The sequence below is a fragment of the Aeromonas sp. QDB68 genome (assembly GCF_027707405.1).
Lineage (GTDB): Bacteria > Pseudomonadota > Gammaproteobacteria > Enterobacterales > Aeromonadaceae > Aeromonas > Aeromonas caviae.
In genome coordinates this window covers 1-16,396 of sequence record NZ_JAPCIQ010000020.1, presented here as the reverse complement: position 1 = coordinate 16,396, position 16,396 = coordinate 1, and the positions used below count along the sequence as shown (strand labels likewise).

General features: G+C 62.3%; 16 protein-coding genes. 9 read left to right on the top strand and 7 right to left on the bottom strand.

The window, feature by feature from the left end:
• The first annotated feature begins 20 nt into the window (after positions 1-20).
• Positions 21-1,286 carry an inorganic phosphate transporter gene (locus tag PG892_RS08665; protein WP_039040595.1) on the top strand — a complete coding sequence of 422 codons (1,266 nt, stop codon included), beginning with the start codon at positions 21-23 and terminating at the stop codon, positions 1,284-1,286.
• A gap of 101 nt (positions 1,287-1,387) precedes the next feature.
• On the opposite strand, the gene PG892_RS08660 is transcribed toward PG892_RS08665, so the two are convergent.
• A complete protein-coding gene (locus PG892_RS08660; RefSeq protein ID WP_045522083.1) occupies positions 1,388-2,626 on the bottom strand; it encodes a multifunctional CCA addition/repair protein in 1,239 nt (412 codons plus the stop codon).
• A gap of 229 nt (positions 2,627-2,855) precedes the next feature.
• Between PG892_RS08660 and PG892_RS08655 the strand changes: the two genes are divergently transcribed.
• From PG892_RS08655 to mltC, 5 genes are all read left to right on the top strand, one after another.
• Positions 2,856-4,499: an ExeA family protein gene (locus PG892_RS08655; protein WP_223933699.1), complete on the top strand. Its 1,644-nt coding sequence runs from the start codon at positions 2,856-2,858 to the stop codon at positions 4,497-4,499.
• Complete coding sequence (gene exeB, locus PG892_RS08650; protein ID WP_223933701.1) at positions 4,499-5,182, top strand: GspB family T2SS assembly factor variant ExeB; 684 nt, start codon at positions 4,499-4,501, stop codon at positions 5,180-5,182. The genes PG892_RS08655 and exeB overlap by 1 nt, the downstream gene beginning before the upstream one ends.
• Before the next feature lie 167 nt (positions 5,183-5,349).
• Entirely contained in the window at positions 5,350-6,435 is a 1,086-nt protein-coding gene (gene mutY / locus PG892_RS08645; RefSeq protein ID WP_103259506.1) for an A/G-specific adenine glycosylase, read from the top strand.
• Positions 6,432-6,704, top strand: a complete 273-nt coding sequence (locus PG892_RS08640) for an oxidative damage protection protein (protein WP_010675742.1) — start codon at positions 6,432-6,434, stop codon at positions 6,702-6,704. The genes mutY and PG892_RS08640 overlap by 4 nt, the downstream gene beginning before the upstream one ends.
• A gap of 119 nt (positions 6,705-6,823) precedes the next feature.
• Positions 6,824-7,927 (top strand): membrane-bound lytic murein transglycosylase MltC, encoded by a 1,104-nt coding sequence (gene mltC / locus PG892_RS08635; protein WP_010675743.1) that lies wholly within the window; start codon positions 6,824-6,826, stop codon positions 7,925-7,927.
• Between the two features lie 57 nt (positions 7,928-7,984).
• On the opposite strand, the gene PG892_RS08630 is transcribed toward mltC, so the two are convergent.
• The gene (locus tag PG892_RS08630; protein WP_039040598.1) at positions 7,985-8,365 is read right to left on the bottom strand and encodes a YgiW/YdeI family stress tolerance OB fold protein; all 381 of its coding nucleotides are present in this window, start codon (positions 8,363-8,365) and stop codon (positions 7,985-7,987) included.
• 234 nt (positions 8,366-8,599) lie between these two features.
• On the opposite strand from PG892_RS08630, the gene PG892_RS08625 reads away from it, so the two are divergent.
• Positions 8,600-9,607 carry an SGNH/GDSL hydrolase family protein gene (locus tag PG892_RS08625; RefSeq protein ID WP_270825324.1) on the top strand — a complete coding sequence of 336 codons (1,008 nt, stop codon included), beginning with the start codon at positions 8,600-8,602 and terminating at the stop codon, positions 9,605-9,607.
• Positions 9,608-9,885: 278 nt separating this feature from the next.
• A complete protein-coding gene (ompA, locus tag PG892_RS08620) occupies positions 9,886-10,917 on the top strand; it encodes a porin OmpA (RefSeq protein ID WP_049636118.1) in 1,032 nt (343 codons plus the stop codon).
• Between the two features lie 55 nt (positions 10,918-10,972).
• Here the strand turns inward: ompA and PG892_RS08615 are convergent, their stop codons facing one another.
• From PG892_RS08615 to PG892_RS08605, 3 genes are read right to left on the bottom strand one after another with little or no spacing between them, the layout of a single operon-like run.
• Positions 10,973-11,542 (bottom strand): PqiC family protein, encoded by a 570-nt coding sequence (locus tag PG892_RS08615; protein WP_010675747.1) that lies wholly within the window; start codon positions 11,540-11,542, stop codon positions 10,973-10,975.
• On the bottom strand, positions 11,542-13,188 hold the full coding sequence (gene pqiB / locus PG892_RS08610; RefSeq protein WP_039040601.1) for an intermembrane transport protein PqiB: 1,647 nt from the start codon (positions 13,186-13,188) through the stop codon (positions 11,542-11,544). The genes PG892_RS08615 and pqiB overlap by 1 nt, the downstream gene beginning before the upstream one ends.
• On the bottom strand, positions 13,181-14,452 hold the full coding sequence (locus PG892_RS08605) for a paraquat-inducible protein A (protein ID WP_210556887.1): 1,272 nt from the start codon (positions 14,450-14,452) through the stop codon (positions 13,181-13,183). Before PG892_RS08605 ends, pqiB begins: the two co-directional genes overlap by 8 nt.
• Positions 14,453-14,628: 176 nt before the next feature.
• On the opposite strand from PG892_RS08605, the gene hfq reads away from it, so the two are divergent.
• Entirely contained in the window at positions 14,629-14,988 is a 360-nt protein-coding gene (gene hfq / locus PG892_RS08600; RefSeq protein ID WP_039040603.1) for an RNA chaperone Hfq, read from the top strand.
• Positions 14,989-15,124: 136 nt separating this feature from the next.
• Here the strand turns inward: hfq and PG892_RS08595 are convergent, their stop codons facing one another.
• A complete protein-coding gene (locus tag PG892_RS08595) occupies positions 15,125-15,715 on the bottom strand; it encodes an HAD family hydrolase (protein ID WP_223933703.1) in 591 nt (196 codons plus the stop codon).
• A 182-nt stretch (positions 15,716-15,897) separates the two neighbouring features.
• The coding region (locus PG892_RS08590; RefSeq protein WP_270825322.1) for a diguanylate cyclase at positions 15,898-16,396 on the bottom strand (499 nt) is incomplete at its 5' end.

Below are 16,396 nucleotides of genomic sequence, written 5' to 3'. Positions count from 1 at the left end.
TGACTGGGTAAACACTACTAATGGACATTATCGCGAATTACGGCACCACCCTGGTGCTCGTGGCGGCCTTGTTCGGCTTTTTGATGGCCTGGGGCATTGGTGCGAACGACGTCGCCAACGCCATGGGCACATCGGTCGGTACCAAGTCCCTGACCATCCGTCAGGCGATCATCATCGCCATGATCTTTGAATTTGCCGGTGCCTATCTGGCCGGTGGCGAAGTGACGGCCACCATCCGCAGCGGCATCATCGACAGCAACGCCTTTGCCGACACGCCGGATCTGCTGGTGCTCGGCATGATCGCCTCCCTGCTGGCTGCGGGTCTGTGGCTGATCCTGGCCTCCTATTTCGGCTGGCCCGTCTCCACCACTCACTCCATCATCGGCGCCATCGTGGGCTTCGCCGTGGTGAGCATCGGTCCGGAAGCGGTACAGTGGAACAAGTTTGGCGGCATCGTCGGCTCCTGGGTAGTCACGCCGGCCATCTCGGGCATCATCGCCTACTTCATGTTCATCAGCGTGCAGAAGCTCATCTTCAACACGGACAATCCCCTGGACAACGCCAAGCGCTATGTCCCCTTCTACATGTTCCTGACGTCCCTGGTCATCTGCCTGGTCACCATCAAAAAAGGGCTGACACACGTCGGTCTGCACCTGAGCAATGGCGAAGGCGCGCTGCTCTCCGTCGCCATCTCTATCGCGGTGGCGTTTGCCGGCTGGATCTATATCCGCGGCCAGCAGTACAACCCGAAAGATGACAGCAAGATGCACTTCGCCAACGTGGAGAAGGTGTTCGGCATCCTGATGATCATCACCGCCTGCGCCATGGCCTTCGCCCACGGCTCCAACGACGTGGCCAACGCCATCGGTCCACTCTCTGCAGTCGCCTCCATCGTGGCGGCCGGCGGCGAGATCGGCGGCAGCTCCCACATCGCCTGGTGGATCCTGCCCCTTGGCGGCATCGGCATCGTCATCGGTCTGGCCACCATGGGCGAGAAGGTGATGGCGACCGTCGGCACCGGCATCACCCACCTGACCCCGAGCCGTGGCTTCGCAGCCCAGCTGGCCACCGCAGCCACCGTGGTGATAGCCTCCGGCACCGGTCTGCCCATCTCCACCACCCAGACCCTGGTCGGTGCCGTCATGGGCGTCGGTCTGGCACGGGGCATCGCGGCCCTGAACCTGGGCGTGCTGCGCAACATCGTGGTCTCCTGGGTCATCACCCTGCCCGCGGGCGCCATCCTGGCCATCGCCATCTTCTACGTGTTGCAGGCCTGCTTCTCCTGAGCAGCCCACGCCGCACGACAAAAAGCCCGGGTCATTGACCCGGGCTTTTTTATGCTTCGCCCATATCACGCCGTCGATTGAGCGTCGATCGGCTGCGGCGTTTACTCCTCGATAAAGGTCCACTCGTCGCGCACCCGGCTGATGGCATCGAGCCGCCGCTTGGCAAGCTGCTCGCGGATTGCCTCCCCTTTGAAGCCGGCCGCCACTATCTCCTTGACCGGCACAGCCTGCGCCGCCTCCAGGGCCTCGGCGACATAGTCCGGCTGACTGTAGACCTTCTCTTCGAAGCCGGTACGACCGTGGAAGTCGGCGCGACAGGCATCGAGCAGCTGGGCAAAGCGCTCCGGTCTGCGCCAGGCATCGGCCTTGTCGAATACCTTGAGCAGGGTCGCGGGCTTGAGCTCGAAGGCAATGTGGATATGGGTGTGCAGGTCGCTCACCAGCAGTGCCAGATCGCGACACTCGTTCGGCACCCGGAAGCGCTCGCAAAAATCGCGAATGAGCGGCAACCCCTTCTGACCATGGCCGTGATGGCTCGGCCAGAAGGCGGGCGGGGTCAGCCCCTTGCCAAAGTCGTGGCAGAGGGACGCGAAGCGCACGGTCAGTTCGGGGGAGAGACGACATGCCTGCGCCAGCACCATCATGGTGTGGATGCCGGTGTCGATCTCCGGGTGCCATCTGGCAGGGGCCGGCACACCGAACAGGGCATCGAGCTCGGGGAAGAGCGCCTTGAGGGCGCCGCATTCGCGCAGCACCTCGAAGAAGATCTGGGGTGTCGGCCCCAGCAGCACTTTTTCCAGCTCCTTCCAGACCCGCTCCGGGGTCAGGTGGGCCAGCTCTCCAGCCTCCGTCATCTCGCGCATCAGCCCCAGCGTCTCGGGGGCCACCACGAACCCCTGGGCATGGAAACGGGCGGCGAAGCGCGCCACCCGCAGGATGCGCAGAGGATCCTCGGCAAAGGCCGGCGAGACATGGCGCAGCAACCGCGCCTCCAGATCCTGCACGCCGCCGTAGGGATCGTGCAGTTGCCCGTCCTCATCTTCGGCGATGGCGTTGATGGTGAGATCCCGGCGCAGCAGATCCTGCTCCAGCGTCACCTCGGGGGCGGCATGGCAGACGAAGCCGGTGTAACCCTGCCCCTGCTTGCGCTCGGTGCGCGCCAGGGCGTACTCCTGCTGGGTTTTGGGGTGAAGAAAGACCGGAAAGTCTCGGCCCACCTGGGTGAATCCGAGACCCAGCATCTGTTCCACCGTGGCGCCGACCACCAGGTGATCCCTGTCACCCTGGGGCAGTCCCAACAGGCGATCCCGTACCGCCCCTCCTACCAGATAAATCTGCACGCGCACTCTCCCTCGATAAACTTGCCCCAATGATACCGCTTTTGGCCAAGAGAGACGATGTGCCCCCACCGCACCGGGCTCGTCATCACTCGGCCGGGCGGCCGCTTTCCGTCATCGTCCTGGGTGAGTCAGCCCGTGGTTCGAGCCAGCTCCCCTTATGGTATCCGGGTCTTTGACATCCCTTTTGGGAGGCTTTAACCTGCCGCCCATAACAATGGAATGGATCCTTATGTACACACAGTTCTTCGGTCTGTCGGAGCCCCCGTTCTCCATCTCGCCCAACCCCAAATACCTCTATATGAGCGAGCGTCACGGGGAGGCCCTCGCCCACCTCAACTACGGGTTGCAGGACGGTGGTGGCTTCGTGCTGCTGACCGGGGAAGTGGGTACGGGAAAGACCACCGTCTCCCGCTGTCTGCTGCAGCAATTGCCCGCCGACACCGAGATCGCCTACATCCTCAATCCCTCTCTGACCGAGCGGGATCTGCTGGCCGCCATCTGCGACGAATTCCAGTTGCCCTACGGCGAAGAGGCCAGCCTCAAGCAATTGTTCGACCTTATCCGGGATCATCTGCTGGCGAATCTGGCGGCAGGCAAGCGCAGCGTGGTGCTGGTGGATGAAGCCCAGCACCTGCTGCCCGGCGTGCTGGAGCAGTTGCGACTGCTCACCAATCTGGAGACAGACGAGAAGAAACTGCTGCAGGTGGTGCTCATCGGCCAGCCCGAGCTGCAACAGATGCTGCGCCAGCCCCTGCTGCGCCAGCTGGCGCAGCGGATCACCGCCCGCTATCACCTGCTGCCGCTGTCGCGCCAGGATGTGGATGCCTATGTCCGCTTCCGGTTGCAGGTGGCAGGCTGCGTCCAGCCCATCTTCACCCCCAGGGCCATCCAGACCCTGCATCGCCTCTCCGGGGGCATTCCCCGCCTCATCAACCTCATCTGCGACCGCGCCCTCATCGCCGCCTTCGCCCGTGGCAGCCACAAGATAGTGCACGGGGACATCAGCCAGTCCGCGTATGAGGTGAGCGGTATTCGCGACGAGGGGAGCTGGCAATCCGGCCTCACGGTCGCCCTGGTGGGCGCCCTGCTGGTCGCCACCGGCTGGTGGGGCTGGCAATTCTTCGGATTCTTCCCAGCCCGCCCCCTGGTCAAGGTCGAGGTACCGGTCAAGGTGGATGACACGCCGGAGCAGCAAGCCCAGCTGACCCGCGCCATCAATCAGGCGCTGGAGCCGGACGTCGCCATGCAGAATCTCTACAAGGTATGGGGCTACCAGGCCGAGCTGGAGGAGGCAACCTGCGACAATGCCCCCCGTGCGGGCCTGCGCTGCCAGGAGGGAGAAGCCTCCCTGGCGCAATTGCAGGCGCTGCAATACCCGGCCCTCATCAGTCTCACCGACGAGACCGGCGGCCTCTATTACGCCACCCTGGTCAGCCTGGGGGCGGACAAGGCTTCCCTGCTCATCGGCAACCAGAGCTGGCAGGTGGACAGGCAGTGGCTCTCCGACGCCTGGGGCGGCAGCTACACCCTGCTCTGGCGCATGCCCAGGGGCAACGTGCCCCTGATAGCGAGCAATGCAGGGGCTGCCCAGGTGCAGTGGCTGGACAACGCCCTTAGCCGCGCCATGCAGCAACCCGATCGCAAGGTGAGCCGCTTCGATGCCACCCTCAAGAACAAGCTGCAACAGTTCCAGCGCGAGCAGGGACTGACCCCGGACGGCATCGCCGGCAGCAACACCCTGCTGAGGCTGAATGTGGCCTCCGGCGAACCCATGCCCAGGCTGGAGGATGGATCCCTGCGAGCCAGCACGCCGGTCGATCTCGACAGCGTGGCAGATGATGAGACGGATCCCATGGTCGAGGAGGCCTCCTGATGTCCACCCTGCTCAAGGCCCTGCGCCGGGCCGACCAGCCCCAGTTCACCCCCCATATGCCGCTCATGGGTCTGCCCGTGAGCCAGGAAGAGGAGCCCAACCGCCGCTGGATCTGGTGGGCCCTGGTGCCCCTGGCCCTGGTGATGGGCGCCGCCGCCAACTATGGCTGGCACCTCTATCACCTCAAACCCGTGGAACAGCAGGTCGAAGTGAAGGAAGTGGTGACTCCCCCCTTCGTGCGGGTCGAACCCAGGCCCATGATCACCCGGCCGCTGCCGCCCCCCCTGCCGGAGCCCGTGGTCGCTCCAAGACCTGCCGCAACCCCGGCTGCGACTACCGCAAACCAGGGGGGACAGAGTCTGGCAGAACGGCTGATGGCCGCCCTCAACAACACGCCGCTGGTGGAAGAGAGTGCGCCCCAGGCTCAGGTCCAGACCAGTGCCATCCCCCTCGGCGCCCTGGCCCCGGCCCTGAAACAGCAGGTACCGTCCCTGACCTATGGTACCCACAACTACTCCTCCGACCCGGCCAAGCGGGCCGTCGTGCTCAATGGACGGGAGTGGCGCGAGGGCAATGAGATCGCCCCCGGTGTCATCCTGGCAGCCATCGCTCAGGACTACATCGTCCTGCAGGTCGGCGGCCAGTATGCCAGCCTCAAGGCGCTGCAAGACTGGCGCGGCTGATCTGCCGGCATCCAGTGGCCCTCCCCCGGGAGGGTCACCGCCCATTCTGAGGGAGCCCGAGAGCTCCCCTTTTTAATCAATAACCTACACTCGACCTTTGCCATGCACCGGGTCGGGGATCGCCCTCCTGATGGCGGGCGGACTTATCATCAGAACATGAGCACACTGTGAGCCACTCAGACAACACCACTTTCGCCACCCGCATTCTGGACTGGTACCAGATCCACGGCCGCAAGACCCTGCCCTGGCAGCAGGACAAGACCCCCTACCGGGTCTGGGTCTCCGAGATCATGCTGCAACAGACCCAGGTTGCCACTGTCATCCCCTATTACGAGCGGTTCATGGCCCGCTTCCCCGACGTGCTGGCCCTGGCCAACGCCCCCATCGACGAGGTGCTGCATCACTGGACCGGGCTTGGCTACTACGCGCGCGCCCGCAACCTGCACAAGGCTGCCCAGCAGATCCGCGATCTGCACGGCGGCCTCTTTCCGGAACAACTGGAAGAGGTGATGGCCCTGCCCGGCATCGGTCGCTCCACCGCCGGGGCCGTGCTCTCCCTCTCTCTGGGCCAGCCCCACGCCATCCTGGATGGCAACGTGAAGCGGGTACTCACCCGCTGGCTGGCGCTGGCGGGCTGGCCGGGCCAGAAGCAGGTCGAGCACGATCTCTGGGAGCTGGCGACACGCCTCACCCCGCGCGTCGGGGTGGCCCAGTACAACCAGGCCATGATGGACATGGGGGCCACCGTCTGCACCCGCAGCAAGCCCGCCTGCGAGCGCTGCCCGGTGCAGGCCGATTGCCAGGGGCTGTCGCAGGGCAACCCCACCTCCTACCCTCACAGCAAGCCGAAGAAGAGCATTCCGGCACGCAACGGCATTATGCTGATCATCCGCCACGGCGATCAGCTGCTGCTGGAGAAGCGTCCGCCGCAAGGGATCTGGGGCGGGCTTTACTGCTTCCCGCAGGTGGAATCCCTCACCGAGGTGACCGGACGACTGCGGGAGTTGGGGCTGGAGGATGCCGCCTATCAGGAGCTCGCTGGATTTCGTCACACTTTCAGCCACTTCCACCTCGATATCCGCCCTTTGCTGATCGAAATGGCTGTTCCGCCCGCCCCCCTGCTCATGGAAGCGGATACCCGACTCTGGTATAACTTACGCCATCCTGCCGAGGTGGGATTGGCGGCGGCCACGGCCCGTCTGCTCGCCTACCCGGACTTACAACCAGACTTGCAACCACAGAGGTCAACATGAGCCGTACCGTATTTTGCCTGCGCCTGAAGAAAGAAGCGCCGGGTCTCGATTTCCAACTCTACCCCGGTGAACTCGGCAAGCGGATCTTCGACAACATCAGCAAGGAAGCCTGGACCGAGTGGCAGAAGAAGCAGGTCATGCTGATCAACGAGAAGAAGCTGAACATGATGAATCTCGAGCACCGCCAGTTGCTGGAAAAAGAGATGGTCAGCTATCTGTTCGACGCGGGTGAAGTCCAGATCGACGGCTACACCCCTCCCAGCCAGTGAGCGGGAATCGAGTCAAAGGGCCAGCGTCCCCCTGAGTCGTCAATATGCCGCAGGGTGACACCAATCCTGGCTCAGGCCAGTCAGTGAGGGGCGGCCCTACCGCCCGGTTTGAGGATCTTATGGGTCGTTTTTTTGGGCTGCTGTGCGCCCTGCTGTTTCTCTCTGCCTGTTCATCCACACCGCAGACCAGCGGGAGTGGCGATGATGATCTGGTCAACGGCAAGGACGTGCGCGGTTTTGAACACATGATCAGTGCGCTCTCCCATAACGTGAACGAGATATGGGGGCGCGAGGCGCTGTTCGCGGGCAAGTTTGACTACGTCAAATACACGGATCAGTACAAGAGCCGCGCCCACATCGATTTCTCCAGCGGTCACATCATGGTGGAGACCGTCTCGGGTCTGGATCCCCGTGCCCACCTGCGTCGCGCCATCATCGAAACCCTGCTGACCCCGGATGATCCGGCAGAGGTCGACCTCTATTCGGACCGTGAGATCATGCCAGGTGGCGAGCCCTTCCTCTATGGCCAGGTGCTGGACAACCAGGGACAAGCGATCCGCTCCAGCTGGCGTGCAGAGCGTTATGCCGACTATCTGATCGCCAACGCGATGAAGAAGCGCACCCTCGGGATCCGCAACATCTTCTTCATCGACATTCCCATGGTGGCCAACCACGAAGACAGGCGCGGCTACAAATACGCCAGCATCATCCGCGATGCCTCCCGCAAGTACGGGGTCGCCGAGAGTCTCATCTACGCGGTGATCAAGACCGAGAGCAGCTTCAACCCCTATGCGGTCAGCCACGCCAACGCCTATGGCCTGATGCAGGTGATCCCGGCTACCGCTGGGCGGGATGTCTATGTGAGGGTCAAGGGCAAGGATGGCCAGCCGACCAGGGAAGATCTGTTCAATCCGGCCTACAACATCGATGTGGGGACCGCCTACCTGCACCTGCTGCAGACCGTCTATCTGGCGGATATCCAGGATCCCCAGTCCCGCCGCTATGCGGTTATCTCCGCCTACAACGGTGGTGCGGGAGGGGTGCTCAACACCTTCTCCAACGATCGCAAGGCGGCCCCCGGCATGATCAACCGCCTCTCCCCCGAGGCCGTCTATCAGGTGCTGACCGAACAGCATCCCAAGGCAGAGGCTCGCCGCTATCTCTACAAGGTCAATCAGGCCGAGAAGGGGTTCAAGCGAACCGTCGCAAGCCGGGCTGGCTGATGGCATGCAAGAAGGGCGCTCCCGGAGCGCCCTTCCCATTTACTGTGGCCAGAAAGCTTACTTGGCGATAAAGCCGCCCTTGCTCAGGGGCGCTGCTCCCACCTTCTCCAGGTGTTCCACCTCGACTTCGGTCTTGTTCCAGCTGTGGTCCACCTCGCCGCGCACGCGGATCAGATCGTCAGGGCCCACCTCGGTACCGCGCCACACGTCACCGTCCACCTCCACTTCCACCTCGCCGCTGTCGTCACGGAACAGGTAGTTTTCGCCACCCAGGTGTTTGACCAGTTTGCCTTCCAGGGTCACCCACTGATCATCGGCCACGTCTTTCAACTGGGCGACCGATACCTTGTTCTGCTCCTTGGGGCCGGTGTAGGCCGCCATGGCGAAAGAAGAGACGGACATCAGGGCCACCAGGGCGATTGCTTTTGCGTTGTTCATTTCATGCTCCTGTCTTTGCGGTATGAGGGCATCTTGCCCGGGGGCGCGTGAAACAAACGTGAAGCCTCCCCATTCAGGGAGGAGTGATGTGATCGCAAGCGATTAAATGGCCACGGCATGCTGCAAAAATGTATTCGAGTGGATACCTTTTCACCTGGCCATGCGGGTTCCCAGCCCGCCGCCATCGAGGAACAGCCCGCAGGCCCGCCCTGCCCCATCCATGAGAACAGCTACATGAACAAATGGCTTTTGTGTTTATTGGGTCTCTTCGCCCTCACGGCCCATGCCGCCGAGACACGTCCCCCCTTCTCCCGCATCGTGATGTTCGGCGACAGCCTCTCCGATACCGGCAAGATGTACGACAAGATGCGCGGTTACCTCCCCTCCAGCCCGCCTTACCATCAGGGCCGCTTCTCCAACGGCCCGGTCTGGCTGGAGCAGCTCACCCAGCACTTCCCGGGCCTCGCCATCGCCAACGAGGCGGAAGGGGGCGCCACTGCCGTGGCCTACAACAAGATCTCCTGGAACCCCAAGTATCAGGTCATCAACAACCTGGACTACGAGGTGACCCAGTTCCTGCAAAAGGATGGCTTCAAGCCCGACGATCTGGTGATCCTCTGGGTCGGTGCCAACGACTACCTGGCCTATGGCTGGAACACCGAGCAGGATGCCAAGCGGGTGCGCGACGCCATCAGCGATGCGGCCAACCGCATGGTATTGAACGGTGCCAAGCAGATCTTGCTGTTCAACCTGCCGGATCTGGGCCAGAACCCCTCGGCCCGCAGCCAGAAAGTGGTCGAGGTAGCCAGCCATGTCTCCGCCTACCACAACCAGCTGCTGCTGAATCTGGCACGCCAGTTGGCTCCCACCGGCATGGTGAAATTGTTCGAGATCGACAAGCAGTTCGCCGAGATGCTGCGCGAGCCACAGAACTTCGGCCTGAGCGACACCGAACACGCCTGCTATGGCGGCGGCTATGTGTGGAAGCCGTTCGCCTCCCGCAGCGCCGCCACCGACAGTCGACTGGCCCCCTTCAATCCCGAGGAGCGCCTTGCCATCGCCGGCAACCCTCTGCTGGCTCAGGCCGTCGCAACGCCCATGGCGCGCCGCAGTGCGGGCGAGCTGAACTGTGAAGGCAAGATGTTCTGGGACCAGGTCCACCCCACCACAGTGGTACACGCCGCCCTGAGCGAGCGGGCTGCCGCCTTCATCGAACAGGAGTACGAATTCCTCCCTCGATAACGGAGGCCATCCTGCCAGGGCCGGCGCCTAGCCGGCCCTCTTGCCGACAAGGGCAAGCAATCCATATGACACCCATCACAGATTCGAGTCACGGTTCCCCGGCGGTCTTCTGTCTCCACTATGATGCAGATGGATATCACAATATGTTTTATATCAGTTGCTTGTAGATCGAGAAAAGCGAGCTACGTTTAAACGTGTTGTGGTCGAACACAGGCCCAACCCACGAGGCGAGGCGACATGAATTCGCGCTCCCCACACACAAGATTGCAGAGGCATCTATGAACAAAACACTGATTACCTTGCTGGTTTCAGGCTTGCTTGCGGCCAACGCCCAGGCAGCCGGACAAGACAACACCTGGTATGGCGGTGCCAAACTGGGTTGGTCCAACTTCTACGGTGTCGATGAGAGCAATTCCATCGCCATCACCGACAAAGACGACGATGAAGTCGGCGCCGGTGCCTTCGCCGGTTACCAGATCAACCAGAATCTGGGTGTCGAACTGGGTTATGACTACCTTGGCAAGCTCAAGTACAGCGGCACCCGCAATGGCGCGGCCTTCAATGACTCCGTGCAAGCCCAGCTGGCCCAGCTCACGCTGAAACTGGGGTTCCCGGTTGCGGACAATCTGGACCTTTACGGCCGTGTCGGGGGCGGCTATGGCTGGACCGACAGCGATCAGCTGGAAAACGACAGCCGCTTCACCTTCGTCGGCGCGCTCGGTGCGGAGTATGCCCTGAGCCTGAATTGGGCAGCCCGCCTCGAATACCAGTACAGCACCCCGTATGGCAGCCGTGACGATACCGGCCTACGCATGGACAACGGCCTGCTCTCCCTGGCCGCCGTCTATCGCTTCGGTCAGGTTGCACCGGCTCTGCCGGTCGCTGCTCCCGCCCCCGCGCCCGAGCCCGTGATGGTCGACAAGCAGTTCACCTTGAGCTCGGACGTGCTGTTTGACTTCAACAAGGCCACCCTCAAGCCCCAGGCCGGGCAGGCGCTGGATACCCTCTACAGCCAGATTGAAGAGGCCAGGCCCAAAGACGGGTCGGCCACCGTCATCGGCTATACCGACCGCATCGGCTCCGAGGCCTACAACCAGAAGTTGTCCGAGCAGCGTGCCCGGACCGTGGCCGATTACCTGATTGGCAAGGGCCTGCCGGCCGGCAAGGTCAATGTGGAAGGGCGTGGCAAGCAGTCTCCCGTCACCGGCGACAGCTGCACCAGCAAATCCAAGCGCGAGCTGATCGTCTGCCTGGCCCCGGATCGCCGGGTAGAGGTCAAGGTACAGGGCGTCTCGGAAGTACAGCAATAACGACGACCCCAAACAAAACGGGAGGCCATGGCCTCCCGTCTTTTTTTATGCTTCCTCAGATGCGCGTGCGTACATCCGCCGCAATCTGATCGAGCAACAGTTGCCAGCCCTGTCCCAGCTCGTTCACCAGGGCGCCATACCCATCGGCAGGCAGCACCCGCTCCTGCTGGAAGGGAACATCTCTCAACACGACCCCCTCCTCCGTCAGCAGGCGCCAGCGACCGCTGAGCAGGGCGCGGCCGTCGTGCCGCCCCTGGAAACGCTCGACCGAGATGCTCAGCACAGGCCCCTTGCGGGCCCCGTCCTGACGCACCACCCAGCCAGGCAAGCGGCTGGAGAGGCCATTGAGGGTCAACTGGTTCAACTGGGCATCGAGGGAACCTGCCCAGCGATGGTACTCGGCAAAGTGCAACTCCTTGCCCTCCAGCTGATAGACCAGGCTCATCCGGTCAAGCTGACCGGACAGGGCGACGGGGCGCAGCACCAACTGGTGCTGCGGCTGCGCCGTGGTGACACTCGACGGCGCCGTGTCAGCATCCAGCGAATAGTAATGCAGCGTCGTCGGCGCACTGCCACATCCCGCCAGCAGGCCCAGCAAGGCCAGCGTCAACATCCGTTTTTTCATCATTTTCCTCGCTTGGGCTCGGGATCCCGCGGACGAGCGCGGTCAAAGATCAGCGAACTCGGCTGCTCGTTCAGTGAATGGACCAGAGGTTGCAACTCACTCATCAGCTGGTTGAGTGATTGCACCGACTGACGCAGCTCCTGATTGGTCTGGGAACCGGCATCATAGGTCTGCAACGTCTCCTGCAACTGCTTGAGGCTCTGGTTGAGGGAGGCCGGCAACTGCTGGGTCGACTGCTGACCGGTAAACTGCTCCAGATTCGCACTCACGGCACTGACATGCTTGAGCGTCTTGTCCAGTGTCATCAGGGTGCTGTTGACCTGAGTGAGGGTGGTGGCCATGTCCATGTCGACGAACTTGTCGAGGATGAGGTTCACCTTGCGTTCGATCTGATCCAGACCGGCCTGGGCAGTCGGGAAGACCTGATAGCCCGCCATCTTGAGCGGCTGATAGACAGGCGCATCCGGATAGAAGTTCAGATCGATCACCTTGCCCCCCGTCAGCAGGCTGGCGGTCTTGAGGCTAGCCCTCAGCCCTTCCTTGAACTGCTTGTTGAACAGGGCCCGCCACTGCTCCTTCTCCGCATTGGCATAACGGTGGGAGAGACGCTGCACCTCGATGCGCGCCAGCACCGGGATCTGCCGGCTCTTGAATAGCTGGACGCCCTTGTCGTCGATGAGATAGGGAGCCGAGATGACGGTACCGACCCGGATGCCGCGATACTGTACCGCCGCGCCGGGATGCAGCCCGCCCACGTCATTGTCGAACAGGAAGACATAGTCGATGAACTGATCCAGGCTACCGGCCAGCACGCTCTCCTCGTCCTTGAACAGCACGAACTCGTCGTTCTGTTTCACCGGCTCCCCCGGCAACCAGCCGGGAGGCAGCCCCATGGTGATGCCGCCGTTGATCAGGCTCTCCAGCGAGTCCATCTTCACCTTCATCCCCTCGCTGCTCATGGAGACCTCGAAGCCGGGCGTCAACCAGAACCGGGAGTTGCTGCTCACCAGGACGTCATAAGGCGCGTTGATGAAGAGCTGGTACTGCATCTCGCTCTTCTCGGGCAGGAATTTGGCCTCTTCGACCTGACCGATGGTGAATCCCTGATAGCTGATGGGGGAACCCGCGCCCAGCGCGTTGGCATCCCGGCTGGACAGGGATAGCCGCAATCCCCTGGCATCCAGGGATGCCAAGGGCGGCCTGTCCAGCATGGCGTATTCGCTTCGCGCCCTGCCCTTCTTGCCGGGAGAAAGCTCGATATAGGCACCGGAGAGCAAGGTGCCAAGACCGGAAACGCCCTCACGCCCGACCCTGGGCTTGACCACCCAGAACTGGCTGTCTTTCTTGAGCATGCCGGCGGCGGCATTGGTCAGGCGAGCCTTGAGCACGGCATGGCTATAGTCCTCGCTGAGCTCCACCGTCTCGATACGGCCCACCTCCACTTCACGAGAACGGATCACCGTCTTGCCCGCCACTATGCCCTCGGCGGTCGCCACCGTCAGGGTGAAGCTCGGCCCTTGTGAATACCAGTGCTGGAACAGCATCCAGGCGCCGATGAAGAGGGCCAGCAAGGGCACCATCCAGATAGCGGCAGCCGAACTCATGAAATCAGAGCCCGGTTTCCACCTTGTCTTACGCTCACTCACGTTCGCGTTCTCCTTGTTGTAAATCCCAGATCAGGCGGGAATCAAAACTCATGGCAGCCACCATGGTGACCAGTACGACCCCGGCAAAGGCGACGGCCGCAGGGCCAGGGTAGATGGTCATCAGATTGTCGAGCCGGATGAGACCGGCCAGGATGGCCACCACGAAGACGTCGATCATCGACCAGCGCCCCACAAATTCGGTCATGCGATAGAGTTTGAGCTTGCCGAGGGGAGATGCCCCCTGGCCGCGCTGCACCACGTAGCAGAGCCACAGCAGCGCCAGGATCTTCACCAGCGGCACCACCACGCTCGCGAAGAAGATGACGGCGGCAATGGGGTAGGAGCCCATGGCCCACAGCAGCACCACCCCGCCCATGATGGTCGAGGGGCTGTCATCCCCCAGGAACACGGTGTCCATGATGGGATACAGGTTGGCTGGGATATAGAGGATCACCGAAGTGATCAGCAGGGCCCAGGTGCGGTTCAGACCACCCGGCTTGCGGCTGTGCAGGTGATCCCCGCAGCGAACGCAACTATGGGCATCCTGCTCGTTCAGGGCGCCGCAGATGTGACAGCCCACCAGACCGCACGACAGGGCGCTCTCCTCGGGATCCAGCTCCCTCGCCGCCGTCGGACCGAACAGTCGCTGCCACAGCCACATCCGATCCAGGGAGGAGATCATCTTGATGAGCAGCAGGGTGTAGCCAACGAAGGTCCAGAACGACAGCCCCATCTTGATGTCGGCCATCCCCATCAGCTTCACCAGAGAGATGAGCACGCCGATGAGGAAGACGTCCACCATCAGCCAGGGCTTGATCCGGCACAGCAGGCGGCCAAGGGAGCGCAGGGCCTTGCTGTGCAGATCCTTGTCCAGGCGCCACAGCACCAGCATGATGGAGCCGATATAGACCAGCGGCAACCCGATCAGGGTAATGCTCAGCACGGCCCCGAGGAACAGGTAGCCTTGATCCACCAGGGTGGTGATGCACTGCAGGAAGGTCATCTCCTGCCCCACCCCCTTGGCCGAGAACGACATGAAGGTAAAGGCGTTGGAGAGCACGAACATGATGATGGCCGCAAAGCCATAGGCGATGGGCCTGCGCTCCTGCTCCGGCAGATGACGAGTCAGGGTATGGCCGCAGCGCGGACAACTGCTCGTCTCCCCCACGGCCAGCTCGGTGGCCGGCACCAGCAGGTCACACTCTTCGCAGGCGGTCGCGTCATGGGTATAGGTGGGTGGATGTTGGTGTGAAACCGGATGCAAGATAAGACCCCAGCATGAGGCCCGCCACGGGGCCAGAGCCGCCAATTATTGCAGCAGCGGCCCCTGCCGACCAGCCCTGTCGTTGTCCATCCTGCCCGGGTGTGAGAATGACTTTGACAAGGCAGTGACCATTTAGCACAATCAAACGCCACTTTTTTTCCGCGGGACAATAATTTATGACAACTGAATCCCCAAGCTACTCCACTATCGAGCAGGCCTTCTCCCTCGGGAACGGGCAAGATTCTGCCCTCAACTGGTTGCGCAAAAACCGTAGCCAGGTCGCCATCTTCCTGGTGAGCGGCATCAAGCTGGAGGGGACCATCAGCGGTTTTGACCAGTACAGCGTGCTGTTGACCGATGCCCATGGCAATCAGCAACTGGTCTACAAGGCCAAGATTTCCACCATTGCCATGCACTCCGGCCGTCCTGCCGTCAGCATCCAGCGGGCCCGCAAGCCACGGGTTTCCATGGCGCCGCGCCCCCATGGCGCCCCCAGCCGTTATGACGACAACCAGGGTGGTGGCAGCGAGCAGTAAATCTCGCCACTGCCCATCCTGACGGTGTCGCTGCGTCAGCCAGTGACACCTGTTCCCCACTCTCATGTTTCGCCTGTCCCGTATGAGAGTGGGGCTTCTCTCCCGAGCCGGTTGTTGACCCGCTCGTCTTCGTTACTCAGTAGGTCAACCCGACCGGTTTTCCCTCTCTGACCATGCAGACCTGCATGCCGGCCGCTTCACCGGCCTGTGCGCCTATGCCCGTATCCTCGAACACCAGACATTGACCGGGCTCGACACCCAGGCGTCGCGCCACCAGCAGGAAGGTGTCTGGATGGGGTTTGTGCAGGTCCACGTCGTCGGCGGTGACCACCACGGGGAAATACCGATCCAGCCCTGTGTTGCGCAGCACCGCTTCGGCATTGATACGGGGAGAGCCTGTCCCTATGCCCATGGGGATCCGGCCGTGATAGCGTTCCACCAGATCCAGCATGGCCGGGAAGGGGGTGGCCTTGTGCAGGTTGGCAACATAGTGTTCGGTCTTGCAGCGTGTCACCACCAGAGGATCCAGCGCGATCTGCTGCACTTCGGCCACCAGCAGGGCTATCTTGCGGCTGGGCATGCCTCCCAGCTCATAAAACCAGTCGGCGTCGAACCGAAAGCCAAACTCGCGGGCGGTGTGCTCCCAGGCGGCCAGGTGCAAGGGCATGGAGTCCACCAGAGTGCCGTCGAGGTCGAAAACCAGGCCTTGAAATCCGGATAGGGTCATGGTGCAGGATCTGTCTGTGAAAAATGGGCCCCCATTCTAGCCAGAGCGCGGGCGCATCGCCATGCGCCAGATGGCGAGAAACGCTTGCCACCTCATTTATACAGGGCGGCGTGGATCTGAAAGCCCGCACGTATACAGATCAGCATGGATCTGATGCCGGGCAGGCAGCCCCCACGCAGGTGTCAGCGATAGGCCAGGGTACAGGCCCGCCCTTGTGATTTGGCGTGATAGAGTGCCTGATCCGCCTGCTCGGTCAGGGTTTGCCACTCCTTGTCCGATGACGGGACCAGATAGCTGAACCCGATGCTGACGGTGAGTGTCGCCGCCACCCGGGAAGCCGGATGGGGAATTTGCAAGGCGTCAAGGCCGTGGTGGATCTGCTCCGCCAGCCGCTCCGCCTCTCCCGGCTGCGGTGAACACAGCAGGATGACAAACTCCTCCCCCCCATAGCGGGCCACCAGGTTGGTACGCCGCCGCTCGGTATCCTGCAGCAGTGCCGCCACCCGCTGCAGGCACTGATCCCCCTTGCCATGGCCGAAGTGATCGTTGTAGGACTTGAACTCGTCCACATCGATCATCAGCACCGCCAGCACGCCCTGATGGCGTAAGTATTCACCGGAACAGTATTGACACAGGAAAAATGAGACGATCGTCTCTTGATCCCACTTTCCTGCTTGCTTG